19 protein-coding genes are annotated in these 25107 nt (G+C 40.7%); 10 read left to right on the forward strand and 9 right to left on the reverse strand.

The features are described from left to right. Positions 1-6 precede the first annotated feature (6 nt). The 5 genes from A7968_RS02625 to A7968_RS02645 are packed head-to-tail and all read right to left on the reverse strand — an operon-like array spanning position 7 to position 9102. Positions 7-2529, reverse strand: a complete 2523-nt coding sequence (locus tag A7968_RS02625; RefSeq protein WP_064665010.1) for a glycogen/starch/alpha-glucan phosphorylase — start codon at positions 2527-2529, stop codon at positions 7-9. Then, positions 2522-4579, reverse strand: a complete 2058-nt coding sequence (gene glgX, locus A7968_RS02630) for a glycogen debranching protein GlgX (RefSeq protein WP_064665011.1) — start codon at positions 4577-4579, stop codon at positions 2522-2524. The genes A7968_RS02625 and glgX overlap by 8 nt, the downstream gene beginning before the upstream one ends. After that, the gene (gene glgB, locus A7968_RS02635) at positions 4563-6794 is read right to left on the reverse strand and encodes a 1,4-alpha-glucan branching protein GlgB (RefSeq protein ID WP_064665012.1); all 2232 of its coding nucleotides are present in this window, start codon (positions 6792-6794) and stop codon (positions 4563-4565) included. The genes glgX and glgB overlap by 17 nt, the downstream gene beginning before the upstream one ends. After that, a complete protein-coding gene (gene malQ / locus A7968_RS02640) occupies positions 6795-8792 on the reverse strand; it encodes a 4-alpha-glucanotransferase (protein WP_064665013.1) in 1998 nt (665 codons plus the stop codon). It lies immediately after the preceding gene. Between the two features lie 10 nt (positions 8793-8802). Further along, positions 8803-9102 carry an isoamylase early set domain-containing protein gene (locus A7968_RS02645; RefSeq protein ID WP_064665014.1) on the reverse strand — a complete coding sequence of 100 codons (300 nt, stop codon included), beginning with the start codon at positions 9100-9102 and terminating at the stop codon, positions 8803-8805. A 488-nt stretch (positions 9103-9590) separates the two neighbouring features. Here A7968_RS02645 and A7968_RS02650 point away from each other — a divergent pair, with 488 nt between their 5' ends. Both A7968_RS02650 and A7968_RS02655 read left to right on the forward strand, forming a co-directional pair. Beyond that, on the forward strand, positions 9591-11504 hold the full coding sequence (locus A7968_RS02650) for a putative bifunctional diguanylate cyclase/phosphodiesterase (RefSeq protein ID WP_064665015.1): 1914 nt from the start codon (positions 9591-9593) through the stop codon (positions 11502-11504). Positions 11505-11593: 89 nt separating this feature from the next. Beyond that, on the forward strand, positions 11594-12508 hold the full coding sequence (locus A7968_RS02655; protein WP_064665016.1) for a hypothetical protein: 915 nt from the start codon (positions 11594-11596) through the stop codon (positions 12506-12508). On the opposite strand, the gene A7968_RS02660 is transcribed toward A7968_RS02655, so the two are convergent. Both A7968_RS02660 and A7968_RS02665 read right to left on the reverse strand, forming a co-directional pair. Next, positions 12509-13534: a GGDEF domain-containing protein gene (locus A7968_RS02660; RefSeq protein ID WP_064665017.1), complete on the reverse strand. Its 1026-nt coding sequence runs from the start codon at positions 13532-13534 to the stop codon at positions 12509-12511. It lies immediately after the preceding gene. A 135-nt stretch (positions 13535-13669) separates the two neighbouring features. Then, positions 13670-14098, reverse strand: a complete 429-nt coding sequence (locus A7968_RS02665) for an Lrp/AsnC family transcriptional regulator (RefSeq protein ID WP_064665018.1) — start codon at positions 14096-14098, stop codon at positions 13670-13672. 205 nt (positions 14099-14303) lie between these two features. Here A7968_RS02665 and A7968_RS02670 point away from each other — a divergent pair, with 205 nt between their 5' ends. The 5 genes from A7968_RS02670 to A7968_RS02690 all read left to right on the forward strand — a co-directional run bounded on the left by A7968_RS02670 (position 14304) and on the right by A7968_RS02690 (position 19842). Beyond that, positions 14304-15509 (forward strand): aspartate aminotransferase family protein, encoded by a 1206-nt coding sequence (locus A7968_RS02670; RefSeq protein ID WP_064665019.1) that lies wholly within the window; start codon positions 14304-14306, stop codon positions 15507-15509. Positions 15510-15552: 43 nt separating this feature from the next. After that, positions 15553-16587 (forward strand): arginine N-succinyltransferase, encoded by a 1035-nt coding sequence (gene astA / locus A7968_RS02675; protein ID WP_064665020.1) that lies wholly within the window; start codon positions 15553-15555, stop codon positions 16585-16587. Between the two features lie 20 nt (positions 16588-16607). Beyond that, positions 16608-18080, forward strand: a complete 1473-nt coding sequence (gene astD / locus A7968_RS02680) for a succinylglutamate-semialdehyde dehydrogenase (RefSeq protein ID WP_064665021.1) — start codon at positions 16608-16610, stop codon at positions 18078-18080. Positions 18081-18126: 46 nt separating this feature from the next. Further along, positions 18127-18930, forward strand: coding sequence for a DUF1338 domain-containing protein (locus tag A7968_RS02685; protein ID WP_064665022.1), 804 nt, complete (start codon positions 18127-18129; stop codon positions 18928-18930). A gap of 87 nt (positions 18931-19017) precedes the next feature. After that, positions 19018-19842 (forward strand): hypothetical protein, encoded by an 825-nt coding sequence (locus A7968_RS02690; RefSeq protein WP_064665023.1) that lies wholly within the window; start codon positions 19018-19020, stop codon positions 19840-19842. A 532-nt stretch (positions 19843-20374) separates the two neighbouring features. Here A7968_RS02690 and A7968_RS02695 read toward each other — a convergent pair. Both A7968_RS02695 and A7968_RS02700 read right to left on the reverse strand, forming a co-directional pair. After that, positions 20375-21655 (reverse strand): flavohemoglobin expression-modulating QEGLA motif protein, encoded by a 1281-nt coding sequence (locus A7968_RS02695; protein WP_064665024.1) that lies wholly within the window; start codon positions 21653-21655, stop codon positions 20375-20377. 63 nt (positions 21656-21718) lie between these two features. Further along, the gene (locus tag A7968_RS02700; RefSeq protein ID WP_064665025.1) at positions 21719-22618 is read right to left on the reverse strand and encodes a redoxin family protein; all 900 of its coding nucleotides are present in this window, start codon (positions 22616-22618) and stop codon (positions 21719-21721) included. A 163-nt stretch (positions 22619-22781) separates the two neighbouring features. Here A7968_RS02700 and A7968_RS02705 point away from each other — a divergent pair, with 163 nt between their 5' ends. From A7968_RS02705 to A7968_RS02715, 3 genes are all read left to right on the forward strand, one after another. After that, the gene (locus tag A7968_RS02705) at positions 22782-23039 is read left to right on the forward strand and encodes a DUF3081 domain-containing protein (protein WP_064665026.1); all 258 of its coding nucleotides are present in this window, start codon (positions 22782-22784) and stop codon (positions 23037-23039) included. A 2-nt stretch (positions 23040-23041) separates the two neighbouring features. Further along, positions 23042-23350 (forward strand): hypothetical protein, encoded by a 309-nt coding sequence (locus A7968_RS02710; protein WP_064665027.1) that lies wholly within the window; start codon positions 23042-23044, stop codon positions 23348-23350. A gap of 103 nt (positions 23351-23453) precedes the next feature. Beyond that, the gene (locus tag A7968_RS02715; RefSeq protein ID WP_064665028.1) at positions 23454-25052 is read left to right on the forward strand and encodes an AbgT family transporter; all 1599 of its coding nucleotides are present in this window, start codon (positions 23454-23456) and stop codon (positions 25050-25052) included. Positions 25053-25107 lie beyond the last annotated feature (55 nt).

Below are 25107 nucleotides of genomic sequence, written 5' to 3' on the forward strand. Positions count from 1 at the left end.
TCCGTATTAATCTGTGCTATTAGTGGCTGTGTCGGCCATTTTAGATGTTGTTAATGCTTGTAAATGCCAAATATCATCACTGTATTGGCCAATCGTTCTATCACTTGAAAAAATGCCACTGGCTGCGGTATTTAAAATACTCATTCGCGTCCAGTGTTGTTGATCTTGGTAGGCGTGCTCTACAGCCCGCTGTGCTTGAACAAAGCTGTCAAAATCATGGGCAACTAACCAAGGATCGTGGGGACTTTTGATTGCGCCAATAATGTCGTCAAATAAACCAGGTTCAAATAAATTAAAGTGGCCACTTTCCAGTAGCTGCATCACATTGAGTAAATCAGGGGTGGTATGAATAATATGCAATGGATTGTAGCTTTGCTTTATTCCTTCAACCTGCTCCGCTTGCGCGCCAAATAAAAAGAAGTTATCCGCGCCAACGGCATCGCGAATTTCTATATTGGCACCATCTAAAGTGCCAATCGTCAATGCACCATTCATCATAAACTTCATGTTGCCGGTACCTGACGCTTCTTTACCCGCAGTTGAAATTTGCTCTGATAAGTCCGTTGCAGGACAAATCGTTTCCATAGCTGTGACATTATAGTTAGGTAAAAATGCGACCCGTAGAAACGGCTGCGCTAATGGATCTTTATTAATAACGTCTGCCACATTATTGATAAGCTTAATAATACGTTTTGCCATGTAATAGCCAGGTGCTGCTTTGCCACCTAATAGGACACAACGCGGCACTAGGTTTTCCGTGTCACCACGGCGAATACGGTCATATAAATGGATCACATGTAGCACGTTTAATAATTGCCGCTTGTATTCGTGAATACGTTTTACTTGCACGTCAAAAAGCATACTAGTATCAAATTCAACGCCGCAACGCGCTTGCACTAAATCCACTAAACGTTGTTTATTTTCAAGCTTGGCCTGTTGCCATTGCTGATGAAACTTTACGTCATCGAAATAACGGCGTAGTTGACTAATCTGCGCAAAATCCCCGACCCAATCTTGACCTATTTTTTCACTAATCAACTGAGTGAGCTTTGGATTGCAATGAGCTAGCCAACGGCGCGGCGTCACACCATTGGTTTTATTGTTGAATTTTTCTGGCCACAACTCATAAAAAGTTTTAAATAAACCCTCTTTTAGTAACTCCGTGTGTAGTGCGGCAACACCGTTGACTGAAAAGCTGCCAACAATGGCCAAGTACGCCATTCTTACTTGTGGATCGTGGCCTTCTTCAATAAGTGATAAGGCTTGCTGTTTTGCAACATCGCCAGGCCATGCCAAAGCAACTTGTGCAAGAAAACGTGCATTTATCTCGTAAATGATTTCTAGAATACGTGGTAATAATCGTGCAAATAACGACACCGACCACTTTTCTAAGGCTTCAGGCAGTAAGGTGTGGTTAGTGTATGCCATAGTACTTGTGGTGATCTGCCATGCAGCATCCCAATCTAAGTCATAATCATCAATCAACAAACGCATTAATTCTGCAACTGCAATACTTGGGTGCGTATCGTTGAGTTGAAATACATGGTACTGAGCGAAGTCGCTAAAGTCTTCACCGTGTTGAGCAACCCACACGTCAACAATATCTTGTAAACTTGCTGAAGATAAAAAGTATTGCTGCCTTAGGCGCAGCTCTTTGCCATTTTCACTGCTGTCGTTTGGATAAAGTACCATGGTAATTTGTTCAGCTAGGTTTTTATGTGCCACAGCTTCTGAGTAACTACCAGCATTAAACTCCCCTAAATCAAACTCATCGGTGGCTTCTGATTTCCAAAGTCGTAAGGTATTGACGATGTCATTTTTATAGCCAGGAATCGGCACATCATACGGTACAGCTAAGACATCTTCAGTGTCTAACCATTGGCGATGAACCCGGCCGTGTTTATCGGTATAGCTCTCAACATGGCCAAAAAATTTAACTCGCTTAGCTTGCTCAGGCGCACTGAGTTCCCACGGGTGACCTTCACGTAACCAATTATCAGGCTGCTCAATTTGATGGCCATTTTCGATTGATTGGTTGAACATGCCATATTCATAACGAATGCCATAACCGGTAACTGGTAATGCTAAGCTTGCACAACTATCTAAAAAGCAGGCTGCTAATCGTCCTAGGCCACCATTACCAAGCCCAGCATCGTGCTCTGCTGCTGCTACATCTTCTACTTGTGCACAGTAATTATTGAGTGCTTGTTTAACTTGCTCATCTAAATCTAAGTTTAAAATAGCATTACCCATCGCCCGCCCCATTAAGAACTCCAGTGAGATATAGGCAGCTTTACGACGCTTTTCACTGTGTATTTGTTGCTTTGTTGCACGACAACGGGCGACGAGTCGATCACGAATAGTAAGTGCTAAGGCGTTGTATAAATACAATTGTGATTTTCCGACTTTATCGCGACCAAGGGTATAATAAAAATGCCGGGATAAATCATCTTCAAGCGTACTTTCATCGATTAAAGGGGCATCTTGCCAGCTTTTCGCAACACATATTTGTTCACCGTTATTAGCCATGTCCTTGATCCTCTAAATTGCCTGTAAAAACCCAACTGCTTTGTGCAGCAACCTCAAACTGTTCTTTATTCTTAAGCTCTGCTTGCGCAACACTGCTCAACGCTAAACGCCAACGCAAATCACCATCAAGCGCCGGTAACTGGCACTTCACTGCCACATCACTGGCGTTTAAAATAATCAGTAACGCGGTATTTAACTGAGTATCTTGTAAGCTATACATCAAAAATTGTTTTGAGCCATCATGCCAATCACTTTCTTGCATCGCGTTACTTTGCTCGGTATACCAATTAACTGCAAAACGTTTGTCTGTGTCATGTAAAAATACACTGTGTTTAAATACACAATACTGTTTTCTGATACTTAGTACATCGTCTATGAAGCGAGTTAAGCTATGGCTGCGTTGCGAGTCTTTCCAAGCCAGCCAACCCGTGCGGTTATTTTGACAATAAGCGTTATTATTGCCGCCTTGTGAATGCCCCATTTCACTGCCAGAAGACAGCATAGGCACGCCTTTGGAAAGCAATAAGGTCAGTAACAAGTTTTTTTGCTGCTGCAAACGCAAGGTGGTAATTTTTGCATCATCCGTAAAGCCTTCAAAGCCGCAGTTAAATGAGTAGTTGGCGCTATGACCATCGCGGTTTTGCTCGCCATTCGCTTCATTATGCTTTTGTTCGTAGCTGACCAAATCAGTTAATGTAAAACCGTCATGGCTGGTAATAAAGTTAATGCTATTAAGTGGCCCACGGTGGTTATGCTCGAATAAATCAAATGAGCCATGCAGACGTTTTGCAAGCTCAGCCAACATATTGTTTTGCCCTTGCCAAAAACGCCGAACAACATCGCGATATTTGTCATTCCACTCGCGCCAAGGCGCAGGAAAAGCACCAAGCTGGTAGCCACCAGGCCCGATATCCCATGGCTCTGCGATGAGCTTTATTTGGCTTAAGATCGGGTCTTGATTAATGGCTTGTAAAAAACTATGAGCTTGGCTAAAACCATGGGCCGTGCGTCCTAAAATAGTCGCAAGGTCAAATCTAAAACCATCTACGCCCATTATTTCAACCCAATAGCGCAGGCTATCGAGGACCATTTTCAAACTAAATGGATCGTCAATATTTAAGGTGTTACCGCAGCCTGTATCGTTAATATACACTGCTGGATTATCAGTTACAGTCCGGTAGTAACCTAGGTTATTTAGACCACGCCAAGACAAGATTGGACCATCACTGCCAGCCTCTGCAGTATGGTTATAAACCACATCCAGAATAACTTCGATACCCGCTTCATGTAACTTAGTGACCATTTGTTGAAACTCAGCAATTTCATCAGTTACTAAGTATTCTTTATGGGGGGTAAAAAAGTTTAACGTATTATAACCCCAGTAGTTTTGCAGACCTTTAGCGGTTAAAAACTGTTCGCTAATAAAGCTATGCACAGGTAACAACTCTAACGTTGTGATGCCAAGAGAGCGTAAATGCTCAATAAAACTTGGATGGCTCAAACCTAAATAGGTGCCTTGCAATTGAGCGGGAATAGTTGGGTGACGTGCAGTGGCGCCTTTTACGTGGCATTCATAAATAACCGTTTTGCCCCAGCTATGTTGCGGTTTTCTACCTTGATATGGCAGTAATTGCACCACTTTAGATTTAGGAATATCAATGGCGTTGTTCACTGTGCTTAACGTACCAATTGGCATTTGTCCGTAGTGGCGCTCACTCCAAGTAAATTCACCAAACAAATCTTTTGCATATGGGTCAATTAACAGTTTTTGACTATTAAAGAACAATCCTTTTTTTGGTTGATAATCGCCGTCAGCCCGATAGCCATATAAAGTACCCGCTGCAAGCGGGGCGATATACAGACTCCATATCCCACCTTCATTATTATTCATTGCCAATTTTAAGACTTCAGTGTGGCCACTGCTATCAAATAAACACACATACAATTGTTTGGCCAAAGGCGCATAAACAGCAAAATTAACGCCGTCTGCTAATACACTCGCGCCAAGTGGCGCTACATGGCCTTGATTTAATTCAATTGATAGACTCATCGAGCACCCTTTTTAAGTAAACGGTCGCAAGCGCGGGTAATGAGATCTTAATACTGTGTTGCTGGCCATGACTTGCTATTGCTTGACTCGAGATTGTTTTATTGGCGTGCGAAAAAACACGTACACCGGAGCCAAACAGTTGCTCATCATCGGTATTTAATATCACTTCAAACTCACCAGCCGTTGGTACACCTATACAATAGTCATGATAAACAGTCGGCGTTAAATTGCTGATCACAACCACATAATTGCAGGCTTTTTTTGCAAAGCGAATAAAACTAAAAATACTCTGCTGGGCATTTTGATTATCTATCCAGCTAAAACCAGCAGGATCGGTGTCTAACTGATGCAGTGCCTGCTCATTACAGTAAACATTATTGAGCAAAGTAATTGTTCGCTGTACGCCTTGGTGAGATGAATGTTGTAGCAAATGCCAATCAATTGACTGGTCGTGGTTCCATTCATTTCGTTGTGCGATTTCACTGCCCATGAATAACAGCTTTTTACCTGGATGTGCCCACATAAATGCGTAGTAAGCACGAAGATTGGCAAACTTTTGCCAATCATCACCTGGCATTTTTGCAATTAAAGAGCCTTTACCATGCACTACTTCATCATGACTTAATGGCAATATATAGTTTTCGCTATAGGCATACACCATTGAAAACGTTAATTCATGGTGATGATGTTGACGATATAAAGGGTCGCGCTGCATGTAATGCAAACTGTCATTCATCCAGCCCATATTCCACTTATAACCAAACCCTAAACCATCATGATCCACTTGACGTGTAACTCCGGGCCACGCGGTCGACTCTTCAGCGACCATCATGATCCCAGGGTTATTGGCATAACTGCGTAAATTAACTTGTTTTAAGCATTCAATCGCACCTAAGTTTTCACGACCCCCATATTTATTAGGGATCCACTGACCTTCTTTACGACTGTAATCAAGGTATAACATTGATGCCACTGCATCGACACGTAAGCCGTCAATGGCAAATTCTTCTAACCAATACATGGCATTTGCAACGAGAAAGCTGCGTACTTCAGGGCGATCATAATTGTAAATATAGGTATTCCAATCAGGGTGAAAACCTTGTCTTGCGTCTGCATGCTCAAATAAATGCGTACCATCAAAACGGTGCAAGCCATGGGGATCGCTCGGAAAGTGCCCAGGCACCCAGTCGATCAACAAGCCAATATTTGCTAAATGGCATTGCTCGACAAAATAGCGAAAATCTTCCAAACCACCAAAGCGGCTGGTTGGTGCAAATAACCCTACAGGTTGATAACCCCACGAGCCATCAAATGGAAATTCGCTGATCGGCATAAGCTGAATATGAGTAAAACCATGTTCAGTTACATAACTAATAAGTCGCTGCGCTAACTCTTGGTAATTTAAGTAACGGTCCCCCTCTTTGCGTTGCCAAGACCCCAAATGCACTTCATAAATACTGATCGGCGCATCTACCGCGTTGCGCTTTGTCCGTTGTGCGCGCATTTTATCAGTCAATTCAATCGCCGCTGGGCGCGTTTGTAATACGGAAGCAGTGCCCGGAGCTTGTTGCATTTTAAAGGCAAAGGGATCTGCTTTTTCAAGAATTTCGCCGCTGAGTGTGGTTATCGAAAATTTATAGCATTGTCCTGGTGTCAACTCGGGTATAAATAAGTCCCATACGCCTGAAGCGGGGTTAAAGCGCATAAAATGTTGGCTACGTTGCCAATGATTAAACTCACCAATCACCGAGACACTACTGGCGTTAGGGGCCCAAACACTAAAACGGACACCTTTAACAGCCGATAATTCGATAAAATGAGCACCGAGATGACGATATGCATGCTCTAACGTACCTTCGTTAAATAAGTACATGGCGCTGTTGTCTAGGCTGCTTGCAAACCGATATACATCTTCACAAATAACCTGACACTGGCTGTAATCAACGACTAATTTGTAAGCCGAAATAACTTTATTGCTCAATTGTAAAATGAATAAATCAGAGTCAGGGTAACGTGTACAACTAAGCGTTTGCTTTGCCAGTTTTATACTTAAATTTGTTGCGCCTGGCATATAGCAGCGGATCTCACTGTGTGTATCTGAAATTGCATGTAACCCTAAAAAACTAAATGGGTCTTTAAAGCAGCCACGCTTTAACGCATCAACTTGTTGCTCATAGTGCTGTAACTTTGCAGGTTTACGAACATGACTGTTCATTTAATTAGTCCTTATGGAATTAATAGCACTGAGCAGTGCACTATGGCGCGCTAAAATATGCTCACTTGAATGCGATAATACCCGACGCCAATTCGGGTATTCTTGATCCGTGCCTGGAATATTTACTGGCAAGATTTGCTCATCTAAGTCATCTAACTGAATTGTAAATAAACGCGCAGGTGCATGCGCCAAGCCTAATGTCACGGCTTGATATACGTCTTCTGCCGGGCTGTCTAGCGAAAATGAATGTGTTTCACAGCTTGACAGAAACCGTAGTAATCGCTGTTTTTCAATTTTTCGTTCTGTTTGCAGTTGACCTAGCTGCTGCTCGTCTAGCAACTGATATTCATGCTTTAAAGTAAGATCAAACCCTTGCCACCAGCCAAAGAAAGGTGGCACATCATGGTTTGCAACCATCAATAATGACTGTGCAGGAAATGACTGAGCTGTTAAAAACTCCCCGTGAAAATCTTTTTCAAAATAAAATAATCCATTTGAAAAAATTGCTTTATCTGCGAGTGCGGTTTTCACTTCTGGTGGAACCACACCAAGATCTTCACCAATGACAATACATTGATTTAAATGTGATTCAATAGTGAGTATAGCCAACAAAAATTCGAACGGATAATAAACATAGCAACCATCTGGTTGCTGCTGGTTCTCGAAGCACCACCATAAGCGACGAATCGCCATGACGTGATCTATACGTAAGCCACCTACGTTTTCCATATTGGCACGTATTAACGCTTTGTAGTAACTAAAGTTGTTATCACTGAGTTTAATTGGATTAAGTGCAGGTAATCCCCAATTTTGCCCCTGCTCAGCCCATGGATCGGGTGGTGCACCGACATAGGCTGAATCTGTAAATAATGACTGTTGATTCAAAAACTCACTGCCATCACCGGCACATCCCACCGCTAAATCATTGATCAAACCTATGCTCATGCCCCGTGCTCGGGCACTGGTTTGACACTGCTTTAATTGCATATGTGCTTGCCACTGTAAATAGTTGGCAAATTCAGTGTCATTAACTTTTAAAGTAGCAAGCGTTGCTTCATGTAGCTGGCAAAAATCACTAAAATGCTGTTTGCGTTGCTCGCTGCCATGGCTTTTAAAATTCTGGTAAAGCAGCTTAAAAGCAGCATACTTAAACTGGTTTACTGCACTGTAATCTATGTATTGTAAGCCTTGAATACGCTGTTTAAATTCAGTTGCAGTAGAGCTTTGTAAGTAATGATCAAGTTCAAGGTTATTTTTGCTATCTGTACATAAATCAATGGCTAAATATAATGGATTTAATAAAGCACGGCTATTAGGACTGTAAGGACTCGCTCGCTCTGGTTGCTGACAAAATAATAGATGCAGTGGATTTAATAAAATATAGTCCAACTTATGCTGCGCTGATTGCTGAACCAGTGTCAATAAATCAGCAAAATCGCCAACACCGAGTTCTGCTTTATTTTTTAAACTATAAAGTTGAATAGACAGTCCACTTTGTTTTTGCTCACCTACTTGATAGCAGTGCTTTGGTGTTACCCATAGCTGAGTTTGCTGTTTTTTATCAGCCACTTGAACACTCGCGTCTAGATAGCCAATTGGCAAGGTAGGCAAAGGAAAAATCAGCTCCAGATAAGTGATTTCATTAAATACATAATCACCACTACACTCAAGCTCAGCTAATGAGTGAGTGACACTCGGTAAATCAACACAAGCGAAGGAAATCGTACATTGCTGCGCTAACTTACGTTTATCAACGCGTACTTTTACTGCTGGTTGCTCTGCGCATACTAAGCTACAACTTGGTACCAGCTGTAACCACTTATTCGCGTCTAAAAGAATATTAAGATGATCAATTTGCGCCTGATCAGTGACATCAACACCGCAGCAACTCAGTGCAGCACTGCGGGTGTCGTTACTAAAAACAACATGCTCACCGTTATACTTAGTGTATTCATAGCCAATACCGTGTAGATAAAACAGCTGTGAAAGTGACTCCATTAACCGCGCCTTAAATACGTTGTGTATTGACTATACTATTTTCTGTACCAAAGCTGTTTGCAATGTATCCATCCGCGTGCTGATCGTTGTCCCAAATTGTACCATTGACCAAATAGCGAAAATGAAACTGTTGATCATTGGGTAAACGCTGCTTGAGTTTAAAGCACTGCTCTTTTTTATTAAATTTCATAGCCACAGGCTGCCAATCGGTAAATTCGGCAACTAGCTGAACATGATCTGCCTGAGGATGCTGAAATTCAAAAGTAACTTCGGCTTCATTTTTAGTTTTAAAAAATCGTTTACTTAACATAGCGGGCTCCAAATAAACCTTGAGGTTAATTAATCCTTGCCACCGTGCCGTGCTCAACTACTCAACATATGCATGGGGTTGTGTTGTATTCATAACATTTGTTCAGTTAAACAAAGTTATATTGATGCTTTATGACAGTGCAATTAAATAAATACTGCACCTAAAGCGTGCAAAAGATTTGCAAATACTCATCTAGTTGTACGCAATTTAAATAAGAGCAAAAATTAAACCAAGTTTTAATGACTGTCTGAATTATGAACTATAAAGTAGTTAACAAATAAGCGCTGGTAAAGTGAATAAATTTAATACTTACGTTGAGTAAACACTCGACATTTCTGAGCCAATCGCGTTTATAAAAAGAGTAGCTCCTTTTGCAGGATTATTGTTAAAGAAATGTTTTGTTAGTTAGTCTGACAAACTATATACTGACAAAAATAGGCAGTACCTAATAATAAACTCATAAAATTGGGATAAAATGGTTTAATGGAATGACTAAACTTTTTCGCTTACTCAGTATGACCTTCATTGCTGTCATTGTTTTTTGTTATGGCATGAATATACTATTAACAAACCAAGTCAATACTATTAATACGCAACAATCGAGTATCGCTATCAGGGCATTTGACACTGCCACCACTGAGCTTACAATGCCCCCTTGGTACAACCCAATTTTAAGCGGCCACCATATAATCAGTAAAGACGGAACCGATTACCTGCTCATCAAAGTAACAGATAACCAATTTATTACCGCCCAAGCATCATCTTTGATAAGCGCCACCATTTTGTCACCTGCCAATTTTATTTTATTGATTCTAATTGGTTTGTTTTTTACTTGGTATCTAGGTAAACAGCTAAATAGTAAACGTGAAAAACTATTAATTGCCCAACTTAATTTACAAACTCACCAAGTAATCGACTCATTTAATATTCAGCTACCTGAATTAAAGCACGCAACAGAAGTCACTCGCCTAAGCCAGGCAATTAATGCGTTAACCACTCACGTTGCAAACTATGCCCGCGAAACTCAAACTAGCATCAGCCAAGATAAACTCACCCTATTAATTGACCGCCATGCTTACATTGAGCACCTTGATCGACAGCTCAACGGCGCTGAATTAAAAAATATTCATTGCGCGTTACTCTTTATCGATTTAGACGGTTTCAAGCAAGTAAATGATTCCTTTGGCCATAGTTTTGGCGATGAAGTATTGATACAAGTTGCAGAGCGCCTTGCCTGCGTTTTACGTCATCATAAGCTTAATGATATCAATCCGACAAGCTTATTAGAACAAAATTTAGCACGTTTAGGTGGTGATGAGTTTTCTATATTTATCAATAATATAGATATAGAATCAAAAACATTAGCTGTAGCCCAGCATGTTTTAAATGAAATAGAGCGTGACTTTGTACTCGGTAATAAACTGATAAAAATTAGCGCCAGTGTTGGCATAGCAGTGTACCCAGAAAGCGCCTCTACACCCCATGCACTGCTACAAATGGCTGATGTTGCCATGTACCGAGCAAAAACCGATGGCCGCGGTATTTTTAAAGTATATTCACCTGAAATGGGTAACAAAATGCGCCGCTATCATTACTTATTAGAAGAGCTACGTTTAGCTATTGCTTGCCATAATTTTCATTTATCATTTCAACCCATCGTGCATGTAGAAGATTGCGCTATAGATTATTTCGAAGCGTTAGTCCGTTGGGATCACCCTGTAGAAGGGCCAATTTCCCCGGTTGAATTTATTCCCATTGCTGAAGAGTCAAACCTCATTTTAGAACTCGGTGATTGGATAATGTTAGAGTCATGCCGACAAATGGCTGCGTGGCATAATGCAGGTATGCGCAAAGTAAAAATATCAGTGAATGTTTCTGGCATTCAACTCAAACATCGCCCTATTCATGAGTGGGTAATGAAAAAGCTCGCTAAAACAGGCCTACCACCAAGCTCTTTGATGTTAGAAATAACCGAATCAACCTTGATCACAGCAAGTGATACCATTATTAATGAACTTGAAAAATTACGTAAAGAAGGCGTCACTATTGCCATTGATGACTTTGGTACTGGGTTTAGTTCTTTAAGCACCCTAGCTGATTTACCTATTGATGTGATCAAAATTGACCGACTGTTTATTGCACAAGCGAATGAAAACCCTAAATACAACGAAATTTTAAACTCTATCAGCGAGTTAGGAACTAAACTAGGACTTAAGATTGTCGCTGAAGGCGTTGAAGAAATTGCTCAATTTGAGCTCGTAAAGCGCATGGGTATTCGCTGTGTGCAAGGTTATTTAGTTAGCCGCCCACAATCATCGATTAACGTTGGCAGTAAGGTATTACAAGGTAACGTTAATCATATTGCAGCAACTGGCACAGGGGTTTGGAACCTAGAAACCTGATAATCAGCCAATATCATCCTTTTGCCATAGAAATTACATTCAAAATAGATAATAATACTCAGTAACTTAGTATCAAATCTTAGCTTTCCATGCTCAAAAAAAGCCTTTATTCTCTTATCACAGTGGCGATTTTCGCTGTTGCGATCATTATTAGTATGTCTATTTATACCCTATATAGTAAAAAACAAATTAGTGTTGATCCTAAATTAAAAGAAATATCAGGGATTGAATTTGATAAATTCAATCGACTTTGGGCTATCAACGATGGCGGCGATGATCCAAAATTATATCGTCTCAACGAAGACGGTTCGATAGCGAAAGAAGTACTGGTAACAAATGCTAAAAATATCGACTGGGAAGATATGACTCAAAACGATTTTGGTCACTTCTTTTTGGGTGATTTTGGTAATAATAAACAAGAGCGTAAATGGCTGACGATTTATAAAATTGAAAATCCCATTGATATCAAAGGACATACTACCGAAGCCGAAATCATTAAGTTCACCTATCCTGAACTCGATGGCAACCCTGTCACACCAGATAAACGTAATTTTGACCTTGAAGCATTTGTTGCTTTTGGCCGCCACTTATATCTGTTTACAAAAAATCGCACAGAGCCGTTTGATGGTATTACCAATGTCTATAAGGTCGGCGATCATGCAGCTAATTTCGATGCAGAGTTAATCGATTCATTTAAAACCTGTACCACCATGGAAAAACTCTGTTGGATCACTTCAGCAGCATTGAGCCCGAATCGCAGCAAATTAGTGCTGCTTGATTCCACCAGTATTTGGCTTTTTGAAAACTTCACCGAAGATAAGTTTTTCTCCGGTGATGTATCAATCATAGATTTAGGTATCGTCACACAAAAAGAAGCAATTACCTTCTACGATGAAAATACCTTGATCTTCACTGATGAAGAATTTAAAGGCATTGGCGGCAATGCCTACGTTATCAAACTAGATGAAGTCACCAAAAAAGTAATTAGAAAAGCACCTAAATAATTAAAACAAATCAATATCTGATTGCAGCTGTTGTGGTTCGATTAAGTGTTTACTGATCAATTCATCATAAAAACACAATTGATCACGGCCATTTTGCTTTGCATAATAAAGCGCTCTATCAGCATTTTCTATCACTGAAATTGGAAAGTCATATAGGCTTATTCTCGATAAACCAATACTTAAGGTAAGTTGGCTAATAAATGGAAATTTAGTTTCCCTAATAAAGGCTAGAAAGCCAGTAAGTTTAGCTTGTATAGATGCTAAATCGGTGGGCTCAAATACAAGTACAAACTCTTCTCCACCGAAGCGAAAAATTAAATCAGTGGAGCGAAAAAAACTTTTCATTTTTTGAGCTAGCACTAATAACACTTCATCACCACAAACATGACCATACTGATCATTTATCATCTTGAAATGATCAATATCCACAATTGCCAACCAAGAAGTTGCGTCAGCTTGACGATTTCTATTTTCATCATTTTTGTTTGTTTTGTGCTGTTTAACTACCTGCTTTTCAAGGAGTAACCTTAACTTTTTATCAAATGTTTGGCGATTTAAAAGTCCGGTTAATTTATCTGTTTCGTTTTCGTGCAGGATAGCAAGGTAATTTTCAAAGATCCGACAAAAGGCATTTAAGAGCACCTGCTCTTCGCTTTTTAACTCACCAGAAGTAATTGCAATAGCGCCTACGGGCCTATCTTGCAGACAAATTGGCAACCAGCGATGCTCTTTATTATCGTCCGCTTTAACCGTTATGATGCATGTTGAACGCATACACGAAATGAGTTCATCACTAGGGCTATCGATAATACTTTTATCAAGCCAAGTAAACTCTTTCGCTCCTTTAAATAGTAATGATGCACTACGCTCAACTCTAAGCTCCCCCTCTATTGCTAAATCTTTATAAATTGTAATTTCTGAGCACGTTATAAACTCCTGAATTGTTGAAATAATCGTATATTCAAGCGAATCGATGTCTCTGTTTTTAGTGATCTTGATAATAGAATTTAATAAATTAACTTGCATGAATCCTCGATAGTTACCGCTTAGTGAAGCTAGGGTTATGACATACAGAATTAATCCTAAGATAAATACTAGTGTAGTCTAAAAAACGATTAAATTTAAATTCGTAGAATTATTTTAACCACTACTTCATTAGTACTAGCGATTAAACTTTGTTTCTAAAATAACGGATGATGTGGTTCGCTCTACGCCATCAAGGTTGCCTATATCATCAAGCAAGTGACTTAATTTCTCTAAATTCTGCGCCTGAACCACAGCAATTAGATCGAATTCACCGCTGATCGCATAAAGCTGCGAAATAGCATCTATTTGCTTAAGTTCTATATTAGTTTTAGTCGTCAGTTTTTGTTTTACCTTTATAGATACGTGCGCAGAAACCATGGCATTTAAATAGGCTTCACCGTAATCAACACTGTATCCTTTAATAACACCTGACTCTTCTAATTTTAGCATGCGACTTTGCACCGTCGAGCGCGACAGGTTTAGTAGCCGCGCAAGGTCAGAAATACTCGCTCTGGCATTTGTACGTAGTATAGAAAGTAGCTTCTCATCTTGTGTAGTTATCATATTGATTATTTTCTTCACTATTTTGTATTTTATTTTAATCATTTTTCACAAAATAGCACTGCAAATTTAAACTTCGAACCAAGATAATAGTAGCATTAGATAATAAAAATTATGAAATCAATCTATTGCGGGTTACTAACGGCTTAATTAACCCCTTTTATGCAATATCACTTTTTTCACTTTAAGCCAGATCTAGGTGTAATAAATGCAAGTAACAAGAGAATTATTCAACGACGTAATGGTGCCAAACTACAATCCATCAGAGGTGATCCCTGTTCGTGGTCAAGGCTCTCGTGTATGGGATCAAAACGACAAAGAGTATATCGACTTTGCCGGAGGAATTGCAGTTAACTGTTTAGGCCACTGTCACCCAGCGCTTGTGAGCGCACTAAAAGAGCAAGGCGAAAAAATTTGGCATTTATCGAATGTCATGACAAATGAGCCAGCACTGCGCTTAGCGAAAAAAATGACCGATGCCACGTTTGCCGATAAAGTCTACTTTGCCAACTCAGGGGCAGAGGCAAACGAAGCAGCACTTAAACTTGCTCGTCGTTTTGCACTTGATGTTCATGGTGAAGATAAAACTCAAATCATCGCCTTCAACAAAGGCTTCCATGGCCGTACATTCTTTACAGTAACCGTAGGTGGACAAGCAGCTTATTCTGACGGTTTTGGCCCTAAACCTGCAGCAATTGACCACTGTGATTATAACGACTTAGCGGCATTTGAAACACTAATTAGCGATAAAACCTGTGCAGTCATGATGGAACCCCTGCAAGGCGAAGGCGGTATTATCTCGCCAACCAATGAATTCATGCAAGGTGTGCGCGCACTATGTGACAAACACAATGCACTGCTTATTTTTGATGAAGTGCAAACTGGTGTTGGCCGTACCGGTGCTTTATATGCTTACCAAGAATTAGGGATAACACCTGATATCCTAACGACAGCCAAAGCGCTAGGCGGCGGTTTTCCAATAGGTGCGATGATCACCACCACGCAGATCGCGCAGCATCTTAAAGTTGGCACACATGGTTCAACCTACGGCGGTAATCCACTGGCCTGTGCGGTAGCAGAAGCAGCTTTTGATACTGTAAATACCGCAGATGTACTAGCGGGTGTCAAACAACGCGAACAACTTATCCGTGATGGTTTGAATGCCATCAACGCGCAATATGACGTGTTTAGCGAAGTACGTGGGAAAGGTCTATTATTAGGTGCTGTACTTAACAGCAAATTTGAAGGGCGCGCGCGTGACTTTTTAGTTGCCAGCACTAAACACGGCTTAATGAGCTTAGTTGCAGGGACCAATGTAGTTCGTTTTACACCTTCATTAGTGATCCCAATTGAAGACATTAAAGAAGGCTTAGCACGCTTTGAAAAAGCGGTTGCGGATGTTGTAAACGGTTAATCTAATTTAGCGCCCTCACCGGGTGCTAATGGAGCACTTTTAAATGCATGTATTACGTCCTATTACTGCCAGTGACTTTGCTGCACTCAAGCAAATAGCCATTGAATCTGGTCATGGCTTTACGTCATTACCTGTAAATGATGCCTTATTACTTGAAAAAATTGAGCGCGCTGAACGTAGCTTTGCTAAAAACATCAATCAACCTCAAGATGAAAGTTACTTATTTGTTTTAGAAGATAGCCAAACTGGTGAAGTGGTTGGCACAACTGCCATTGAAGCTGCGGTTGGTTTAAATGTACCTTTGTATCATTATCACCTTGGCAAAACTGTTCATCATTCACGTACACTAAACGTCTACAACACTGTTGATATATTGAGTATGTGTAACGATTACACTGGTTGCTCTGAAATATGTACCTTGTTTTTACGCGAAGATAGCCGCAAAGGACTGGCTGGGCGCTTTTTATCTCGATCACGGTTTTTATTTATGGCTCAGCACAGTGAACGCTTTGCCGATACAATCATCGCAGAAATGCGTGGTGTGAGTGACGAGCACGGCCACTCTCCTTTTTGGCAATGGTTAGAAGAGCACTTTTTTAGTATCGAATTTCCACAAGCTGATCACCTCGTCGGGTTAGGCGATAAAGTGTTTATCAGTGAGTTGATGCCAAAATACCCAATTTACGCCAATCTGTTAAGTAAAAAAGCGCAAGCCGTAATTGGTAAAGTGCACGATAAAACTAAACCGGCACTCAAGCTACTTGAAAAAGAAGGCTTTGAGCACCGTGGATACGTTGATTTATTTGATGCAGGGCCCACTGTTGAAGCCAAGCTCGGCAATATTCGTAGTGTTCGCGAATCACTGGTATGCCCTATTTCTATTGGTGAACTCGATTACGTTGACGAACAAAGTTCAGATACCTTGGCGATATGTAACCAAGGCGTCAGCGATTTTAGAGCCACGTTCACCAAGCACGCGCATTACAATCATGCTAAGCATACCTTGATAATCAGCCACGATGTTGCCCACGCACTTAAATTAAAACAAGGGGATGCAGCGCGATTCTTTCGGCTGTGATCTTGTTAAGGAATCACCTTATGAGTACAACGACTCAACTTATTAATAACCAATGGCAAAGCGGCCTTGGTCACGACTTTACTTCAGTTAACCCAAGTAATGGTGAAACGATTTGGCAAGGTAAAACAGCCAGTAAAGAGCAAGTGAGTGATGCTATTGCCGCAGCGCGTAAAGCGCAGTTTGCTTGGGCGCAAACGCCTATTAGCGAGCGCATTACGGTACTTGAAAACTTTGTTGCCCAGTTGCAAGCGCACAGCGAAGAGTTTGCAACCATTATTGCCCGTGAAACCGGCAAACCATTGTGGGAAACGCGCACTGAAGTCGGTGCAATGACCGGCAAAGTGGCTATTTCAATTAAAGCCCACAATGAACGCACAGGAACCACAGAAAATCCAATGCCAGGTGCCAAAGCGTTTATTCGCCATAAGCCGCATGGTGTAGTGGCGATATTTGGCCCGTATAACTTTCCAGGTCATCTACCAAACGGTCATATAGTCCCTGCAATTTTAGCGGGTAATACTGTGGTATTTAAACCGTCAGAATTAACCCCACATGTTGCGCAGTTTACTTTAGAACTCTGGCTAAAAGCAGGCTTACCCGCGGGTGTGATCAACCTCATTCAAGGTGAAGTTGACACCGGTATTGCCCTTGCCAGCCACCAAGGTATTGATGGCTTATTTTTTACTGGCAGTTCTAATACAGGTCATCTGCTTCACAAGCAATTTGCAGGGCATCCAGGCAAAATTCTCGCCTTAGAAATGGGCGGCAATAATCCACTGATCATCAAAGATGTGGCGGATATCAACGCTGCGGTACACGATATTATTCAATCTGGCTTTATTACCTCAGGGCAACGTTGCACCTGCGCTCGCCGTGTATTTATTGAAAACACAGCAAATGGCGATGCTATTTTAGCCAAACTCATCAGCGCCACTAAGAATATTAAAGTTGCTGATAGCTTTGCCCAAGAGCAACCATTTATGGGAGCAATGATCAGTGAAAAAGCAGCTCTTGGCATGGTTAGCGCACAACAGCAACTAATTGATATGGGAGCTAAATCACTGGTTGAGCTGAAACACTTAAAAGTCGGCACTGGTTTTGTAAGCCCTGGTATCATTGATGTAAGCAATATTACAAACATGCCAGATGAAGAACACTTTGGACCACTAATAAAAGTGTATCGCTACACTGAGTTTGACAGCGCCATTGATGAAGCCAACAATACCTCATTTGGTTTATCAGCAGGCCTGCTGAGCGACTCAAATGATGATTACCAGCACTTTTTAAAGCGTATTCGTGCTGGTATTGTAAATTGGAACCGCCCTATTACAGGTGCGTCAAGCGCTGCGCCATTTGGTGGCATCGGTGCAAGTGGTAATCACAGAGCGAGCGCCTATTACGCTGCTGATTACTGCTCATACCCTGTTGCCTCTGTTGAAGCAAACAAAGTAAATTTACCAGAAACCCTCGCGCCGGGCTTAATCATTAAATAATGACTAAATGGCTACACACCATTTAAACCAAATTAAGGAATTAAAAATGCACACAGATGTAAATGCCCTATTTGACAACCTATGGCAAAATTATTTATCCGTTACGCCTTCGGCGGTTAAGGTTCATGAATTACTCGGTTCAACGCAAAAAGATGATGTGATTAATGATCACATTGCATTGAGAACATTTAACCATGAGCACATTGGCCTTGAAAAACTTGCAGCCCACTTTTTAGCCGTTGGCTATAAAGAATGTGGCGAATACCACTTTGAAGCTAAAAAGCTTTACGCTAAACATTATGAGCACAGCGATCCTACAAAGCCAAAAGTGTTTATCTCAGAACTTTTAGTTGAGCAATGCTCACCTGAGCTGCAAGCCATCGTTAATGATATGGTTGCAAATATCGATGCCGCAGCGGTAACTGCAGATGACTTTTTATATTCAGGCACTCACTGGCAAGTTAGCACCGAAATCTATAAAAAACTGCTTGCAGAAAGTGAATATGCAGCATGGATGTCAGCATGGGGGTACCGTGCTAACCACTTTACTGTGAGTATTAATGAACTGGCAAAGTTTGATAATATCGAAGCGGTAAACCAAGCACTAAAAGATGCAGGTTTTGCGCTTAATACATCAGGGGGTGAAGTTAAAGGTTCTCCAGAAGTTTTACTTGAACAGTCATCAACCCTTGCTGATGATTTTGCCGTAGAGTTCAGCGATGGCAAGATGAGTGTACCGAGCTGTTTTTATGAATTTGCACTTCGTTACAATAAGCCAGATGGCGAGCTTTACACTGGCTTTGTTGCCGCTTCTGCCGATAAAATTTTTGAAAGTACCAACGCACGTTAATTAATTATATAAAGCCCGCAAGGGCTTTTTTTTAAAAGACAAAATTAAAGTTTCTTGTTATTTTAATAATAACTAAAAGGAACTTGTATGAAAATTCTGCAACTCATTTACTTGGCTTTTATGCTGCCGAGCCTTGCCTATGCAAAGCAAGCTGTTACTTTTTTATCTTATGAATATTTTCTCACCGAAGAAGAAAAATCTATTGCTGATGAACGCTACCTTGCTGCTTTTACGCAAGCACTCAGCCATAAATTTAAAGTAGAGCAATACACAACCAATGCCGCTCGGATGCTAAAGCAGCTCTCAACTCAAACCAATGCGTGTAGTTTTAACATATTGAAAACAACTCAGCGCGAAAAGCAATTTATTTTCTCTGCGATGCCTTCTTCTATGTTCCTACAACGCAGAGTATTTGGGTTAAAAGAAACGCTTAAGGATTTGCCTGAGCAAGTTTCAATTTCAAAGTTACTCGCAAATAAGTACACCTTTGCCACTCTTACATCTACTAGTTATCAAGAACTTGATAGCATGCTGGCCATGTACCAACATCAAATCGTGCCCATAATTGGTGCAGGTGATTTTTCCCGTTTAGCAAAACTACTCTTACACAAGCGTGTTGATATGATCATTGACTATGACATGAGTGTTAAACACTTTTTAACACCGCAGCAATATGCTGAACTAGATAGCCGTGAGATCATAGAATACCCAGAGTTCAATAGCGGCTACTTTGCCTGTAGCAGAACCCAAGTTGGCGCTGAAGTGATTGAGCAAATAGATGCACTCATGCAAAGTGCTAAAATGCACCAACCCATCAAGCAGTATCACTATGCTAGTTTTCAACCTGAAGTAGCTACACGAATTATGACTATTTATAAGACCTATTATAAACCAGAGACTTATAATGATTAATATTACTTATCGACAAAATAAAAAATCGTCTTTACTTGTTTGATCTTTCTATTTCAGAAAGTAAACACTGGTTTTATTATAATGGCGCGTCATTAATGGTGCTTCACTGTAGAGCCGCACTTCAACAGTACAGTTCAGTTCACTTAGCAGCGCATTGCCTTACATTTTGCACTGCACCACACGCAGCTGTTTTTGCGTCCAACTAAAAGAAGGTCCAGCTTTGACTTAGTCACAGCGGTGAAGTTGATTTTGTTGTCAGCCAAACAGCTAAGCGTACTATTTACATCCGCCAATTAAGCATGGTGCGGATATTCGTGATGCACTTGAGTAGGCTGTAATGTATTTATTGATAACATCAACGAACTTGAAAAGTTTATTGCTTACAAAAACAAGTAAAGGGCTAAGTTCGTTTGAACTTTCGTAATGCAGATGCATTTGCTGACTAATTTTATCAAGTCCTTAGCTATGTGATACAAAAACGCAGTTGCTTATTTCAACTGCGTTTTTACTGCCTTAAAATAGAAAATAACCACTATAAAAATAGCGGTTTATAATCATTCTCTAACTGTTCAAAAGACAGGTTACCTATAAAGCGACCAAAACTGAGCCAGGTTGCTAAGCCGCGTAGATCTTTAAAGTGCGGTGGCACAAACTTAGGATCTTCAATCACGCCTAAATCATGTAGCTGTGATATTAGCCTAAAGTCATCAATTGAAATCTTACCAACGAGTAACAGGGGCAGTTGGTCAATGCGGCCAAGTTGAATGGCGACACGGATCAAGTTATACACCAACACAAAACCTTTGATATAAGCAATGTCTTTAGTAAACGGTAAACCTGTAGCAGTACTACCACGGAAAACTCGTTGCGCAAGGGTGTAACTTTCATCTTTACTTAATCCTTGCGCTACATAGTCTCGGTAAATATCGACAAACTCAGCGCCGTCTATTACCTTAGTAACGGCTTGGATACGATTAACAAGCTTAGCTAAACGCCGTGGTGTTGATTTAAGGGTGATGATTTCCGTCAATACCGCAAGGCCTTCTTGGGTCACCGTTGAACTTGGCGTGCCTTTACTCAAACAGGTTAAATAAGGTTGTGCTAACCCATTTTGCGTGGTGCCAACATGGATCCAGCCTTCATGAACTTCAAGGATATCCAGCTCACGCTGTGAAAATTTCACATCTTGATTAAGTTTGATATTGTTCGCGCCAGCTGCGGCATCACTGACTATTCCATCACTGATGATCACTTCAACATCAATACCAGGCATGCTGACGCTCACTTGCTCCGCAAGAATTTTAACCGCAGCATCGGCATCAATATTTTTTGGATCATCCGGTAAAATGTCCGCAGCAAGCAGGTTCTTAAGTGGCAGTTCAAGCATATTTGCAAGCTCTGACAACGATGGTTCACCCGCATGAAAAAGATCTTTTGGGTGACCAAACAATTCTACTGACAAATCATGAAACTCCGCAGTGCCACGATATTCAAGCATATTAAGTACAGTTTTATACTCAGCACACATTTTGCTCATATACTGAGTAATTGGGTTGAGTTGCCCGAGCTGACTAATAATATTGCGATTTAAATCAGAAAACGCTTGGCGCAACTCACTGGGTACAAACCCTAAATCACGTTGTTGGTAATAGGCTTTATCGACCAAAGGGTTCTTTTGACATTTTTGCCTAAAGAACTCTTCTTTAACGCTTTTATCCCAATTAATCGCATCTAAAATACGGATCGGTGTTTGCAGGGCGATTAATCTATCTGATAATTCGCGAGTTTTAAGTAATAACGCCTTATCTATCATGCTCTAAGCTCACTAATGAATGAGTCTAGAGCATAGGCTAGATTTACACGTTTTCAAAGCACATTATGGTGTATTTTGTAGATTGACTGAGCTTGTGAAATCAGTAATACGATTTATTATTTTACCGTCTTTGTAAACTAATAATGTCGGTACTTTACTGATTTCATTATTGATAAATAAATCATTACCATAATCAATTGTTAAAGGGTGACTCACGTTAAACTTCTCTTTGTATTCTGTCACAGCCGCTTGATCTGTCCATAGTTGGCTAATTCTTGCTTCACTATCTACCCCCTGCTTGGCTAACGTGTTCATTTGCTGTTGAGCTGCAACACAATTCTTTGCCATTTCCGGGCGCGTATCTGCTAAATACCAATCACACCAGGTTGCTGTAAAGAGCACCGCTTTTAAGCCTTGTGTAGGAATATCTAAAGCAATAGCTGCCTGCTTGTTTGCTTCATCTAACAAGCGTGTTTTTTCAACCACACCATCATGTGATAATAACCGCAATGTATTATCGAGCGCTTTATCTGCCTCGTGTCCTTGGAAAATAACTTTGCCCGTTTTATCCAGTAGCACATGAAAAGGTGTACCAATAAACTGATAATGTTGAGCCACCTTACCTGTATCATCCGTCATGATTGGCATGGTTAAATTAAAGCGGTTTTTCACCGCAGCAACTGCAGCGGGGCCGTCATTGAGATCAATATTGATTGCTATGGTATCAATCGTATCCCCATATTGTTCATAGGCATGTTGAAAATGCGGCATCTGCTGCATACACGGTTTGCACCAGGTCGCCCAAAATTTCAAATAAACAGGTTTGTTACCAACAATTTTGCTCAGCTCGAATAACTCACCTTGTTGATCTTTTAACACTAAGTCCTCTTCATTTGCCAGCACGTTGTGAGAGCTTATAAAACACAAAACCAACAGTAGCAGCGTAGTATAATTAAATTTCATCGTTGTTCTCCCTAAAATAAATACACTTTAGCATGATGGCTAAATACCCTGATTGTAATTTTGCGACATAGCAAATTTTTTCAGGCATTTATTATCACATACTATAAACTTAATATGACTTGGTTTCGTATTATCGATTGATAAACGTAATATTGGAGTAATTATGAAAAATGACATTGAAACAAAAGAGATTTTGTCAGTTTACGAGCATATTATTCAACATGGTGAAGCATGCGAGGATGGCAAGCATTATCAAGGAGTAACTGCATTTTCAGATATTGACGGCTACACCATTTATCTCAAGGGTAGCGGCGTGCAATTACGGTTTGGTTTTCATAATACTTATCATCTCGATTATGAACATGACAAACACAAAGATGACTTTCTCAAAAAGATAGAAAATATACTTAACGAAGTGTAAATATGAGTTTTAACAGAGTACGCCGTCAGCGCTCATCGGCCTGTTATAACAAGCATACAGATTTTATATCTAAAGTGGTTTCATCATTACGTGCTGATCCTTGCAAACTTGGTATTATTAAAAGTAATCTTGACGAGTATCGTAAGCAGCGATTTCTTAAAAAAGGCTTTTTAACTGCAATTGAGCGATTCGACTGGGTATTCGAAGCATCCGATGATATAGAAGACATCTGTCAGCAAATTCTCGCGGATGACTATATAGGCAATCGCTTGCGTCGCTATCCGTTATTGTTCAAAGGTATTGTTGAATAAAATCAGTCGCTGATCGTACCTAAATGGTAAACCACCGTTTATAGATGATACTCAAGCTTAAAAATGATAGATTGCGGCAATTTATTATTTTAAGAGTCTTGCAATGTCAGAAGCCGTCGACAAAGCCAACTCAACCAATGAAGCTAAACCATCGGGATTATTTAACCGATTTTTAGCCTCTGTTGAGTTTTTGGGGAACATGCTACCCCACCCTATCACTTTATTTGCGTTATTTTGCGTAGCCATTATTTTATTCAGTGGCATCGCTGATTGGTTTGGTTTAAGTGCGATTGATCCACGCCCAGTTGGCTCTGCAGGTCGTGAACCTGATGGAGTAATTGAAGTTGTCAGCCTACTAAGTGCTGAGGGATTACAACGTATCGTAACAGGACTTGTTACTAACTTTACTAGCTTTGCCCCTTTAGGCACAGTACTTGTGGCTTTATTGGGTGTTAGCGTTGCTGAACACTCAGGGTTACTTTCTGCGGCAATGCGTGGCATGGTGATGGGCGCCTCAAAGCGTTTAGTCACCTTTATGGTCGTATTGGCTGCTATTTTATCTAATACCGCATCAGAGCTTGGCTATGTGGTGCTCATTCCGCTGGCAGCGATGATATTTCATAGTTTAGGCCGTCATCCACTCGCTGGTTTGGCTGCCGCTTTCGCGGGTGTTTCTGGTGGCTATAGCGCTAACTTATTACTTGGTACAATCGACCCGCTACTTGCAGGTATCACCACACCAGCGGCTCAAATGATAGATCCTACATATCAAGTAGGCGCTGAAGCAAACTGGTATTTTATGATGATATCGGTGCTGTTAATCGCTGTATTAGGCACTTGGGTTACTGAGAAAATTGTCGAGCCACGATTAGGGAAATACAACCCAGACGAGGCCAGCGCCGATCTAGCAGAAAATAATATAGAAGGCCTCACAGCCAAAGAAAAATCTGGCCTAAAATGGGCTGGTGTATCATTATTATTAGTGTCTCTTTTATTGGCTTGGACAATTGTTCCAGCTGATGGCATTTTACGTCATCCTGAAACGGGACTATTTGCTCATTCACCTTTCTCAAAAGGCATTGTTGTATTTATTTTTATCACTTTTGGTATCCCAGGTTTTGTCTACGGACGCATCGTTGGCACCATGAAAAATGATAAAGATGTGATCAACGCCATGAGTAAAAGTATGAGCTCAATGGGCATGTACATTGTATTGGTATTTTTTGCCGCACAGTTTGTAGCGTTTTTTAAATGGACAAACCTAGGCACTATTTTAGCGATTAATGGTGCAGCCATGTTGCAAGCATTAAACTTAACAGGCCCAGAAGTGTTTGTTTTGTTTATATTAATGTGCGCAGTTGTAAATCTAAGTTTAGGTTCATCGTCTGCACAATGGGCAATAACGGCCCCTATTTTTGTACCAATGTTAATGCTAATAGGCTACGCCCCAGAAACCATTCAAGCAGCTTATCGTATTGGTGACTCAGTCACTAATTTGATCACCCCAATGATGAGTTATTTTGGCTTGATCCTCGCGGTAGCAACAAAATACAAAAAAGACATGGGCATAGGCACTCTTGTCGCCACAATGCTGCCTTACAGTATGATCTTTTTTGTCGGGTGGGTTGCTCTGTTTTACTTGTGGGTGTTTGTATTTGGTCTGCCAGTAGGGCCAGGTTCGCCAACTTACTATACGCCATAAACCGGATTAACATTTAATGCCAGCACTTGCTGGCATTTTTATTTTAATGAGCTTT

It is taken from the genome of Pseudoalteromonas prydzensis (assembly GCF_001661495.1).
Taxonomy (GTDB): domain Bacteria; phylum Pseudomonadota; class Gammaproteobacteria; order Enterobacterales; family Alteromonadaceae; genus Pseudoalteromonas; species Pseudoalteromonas prydzensis.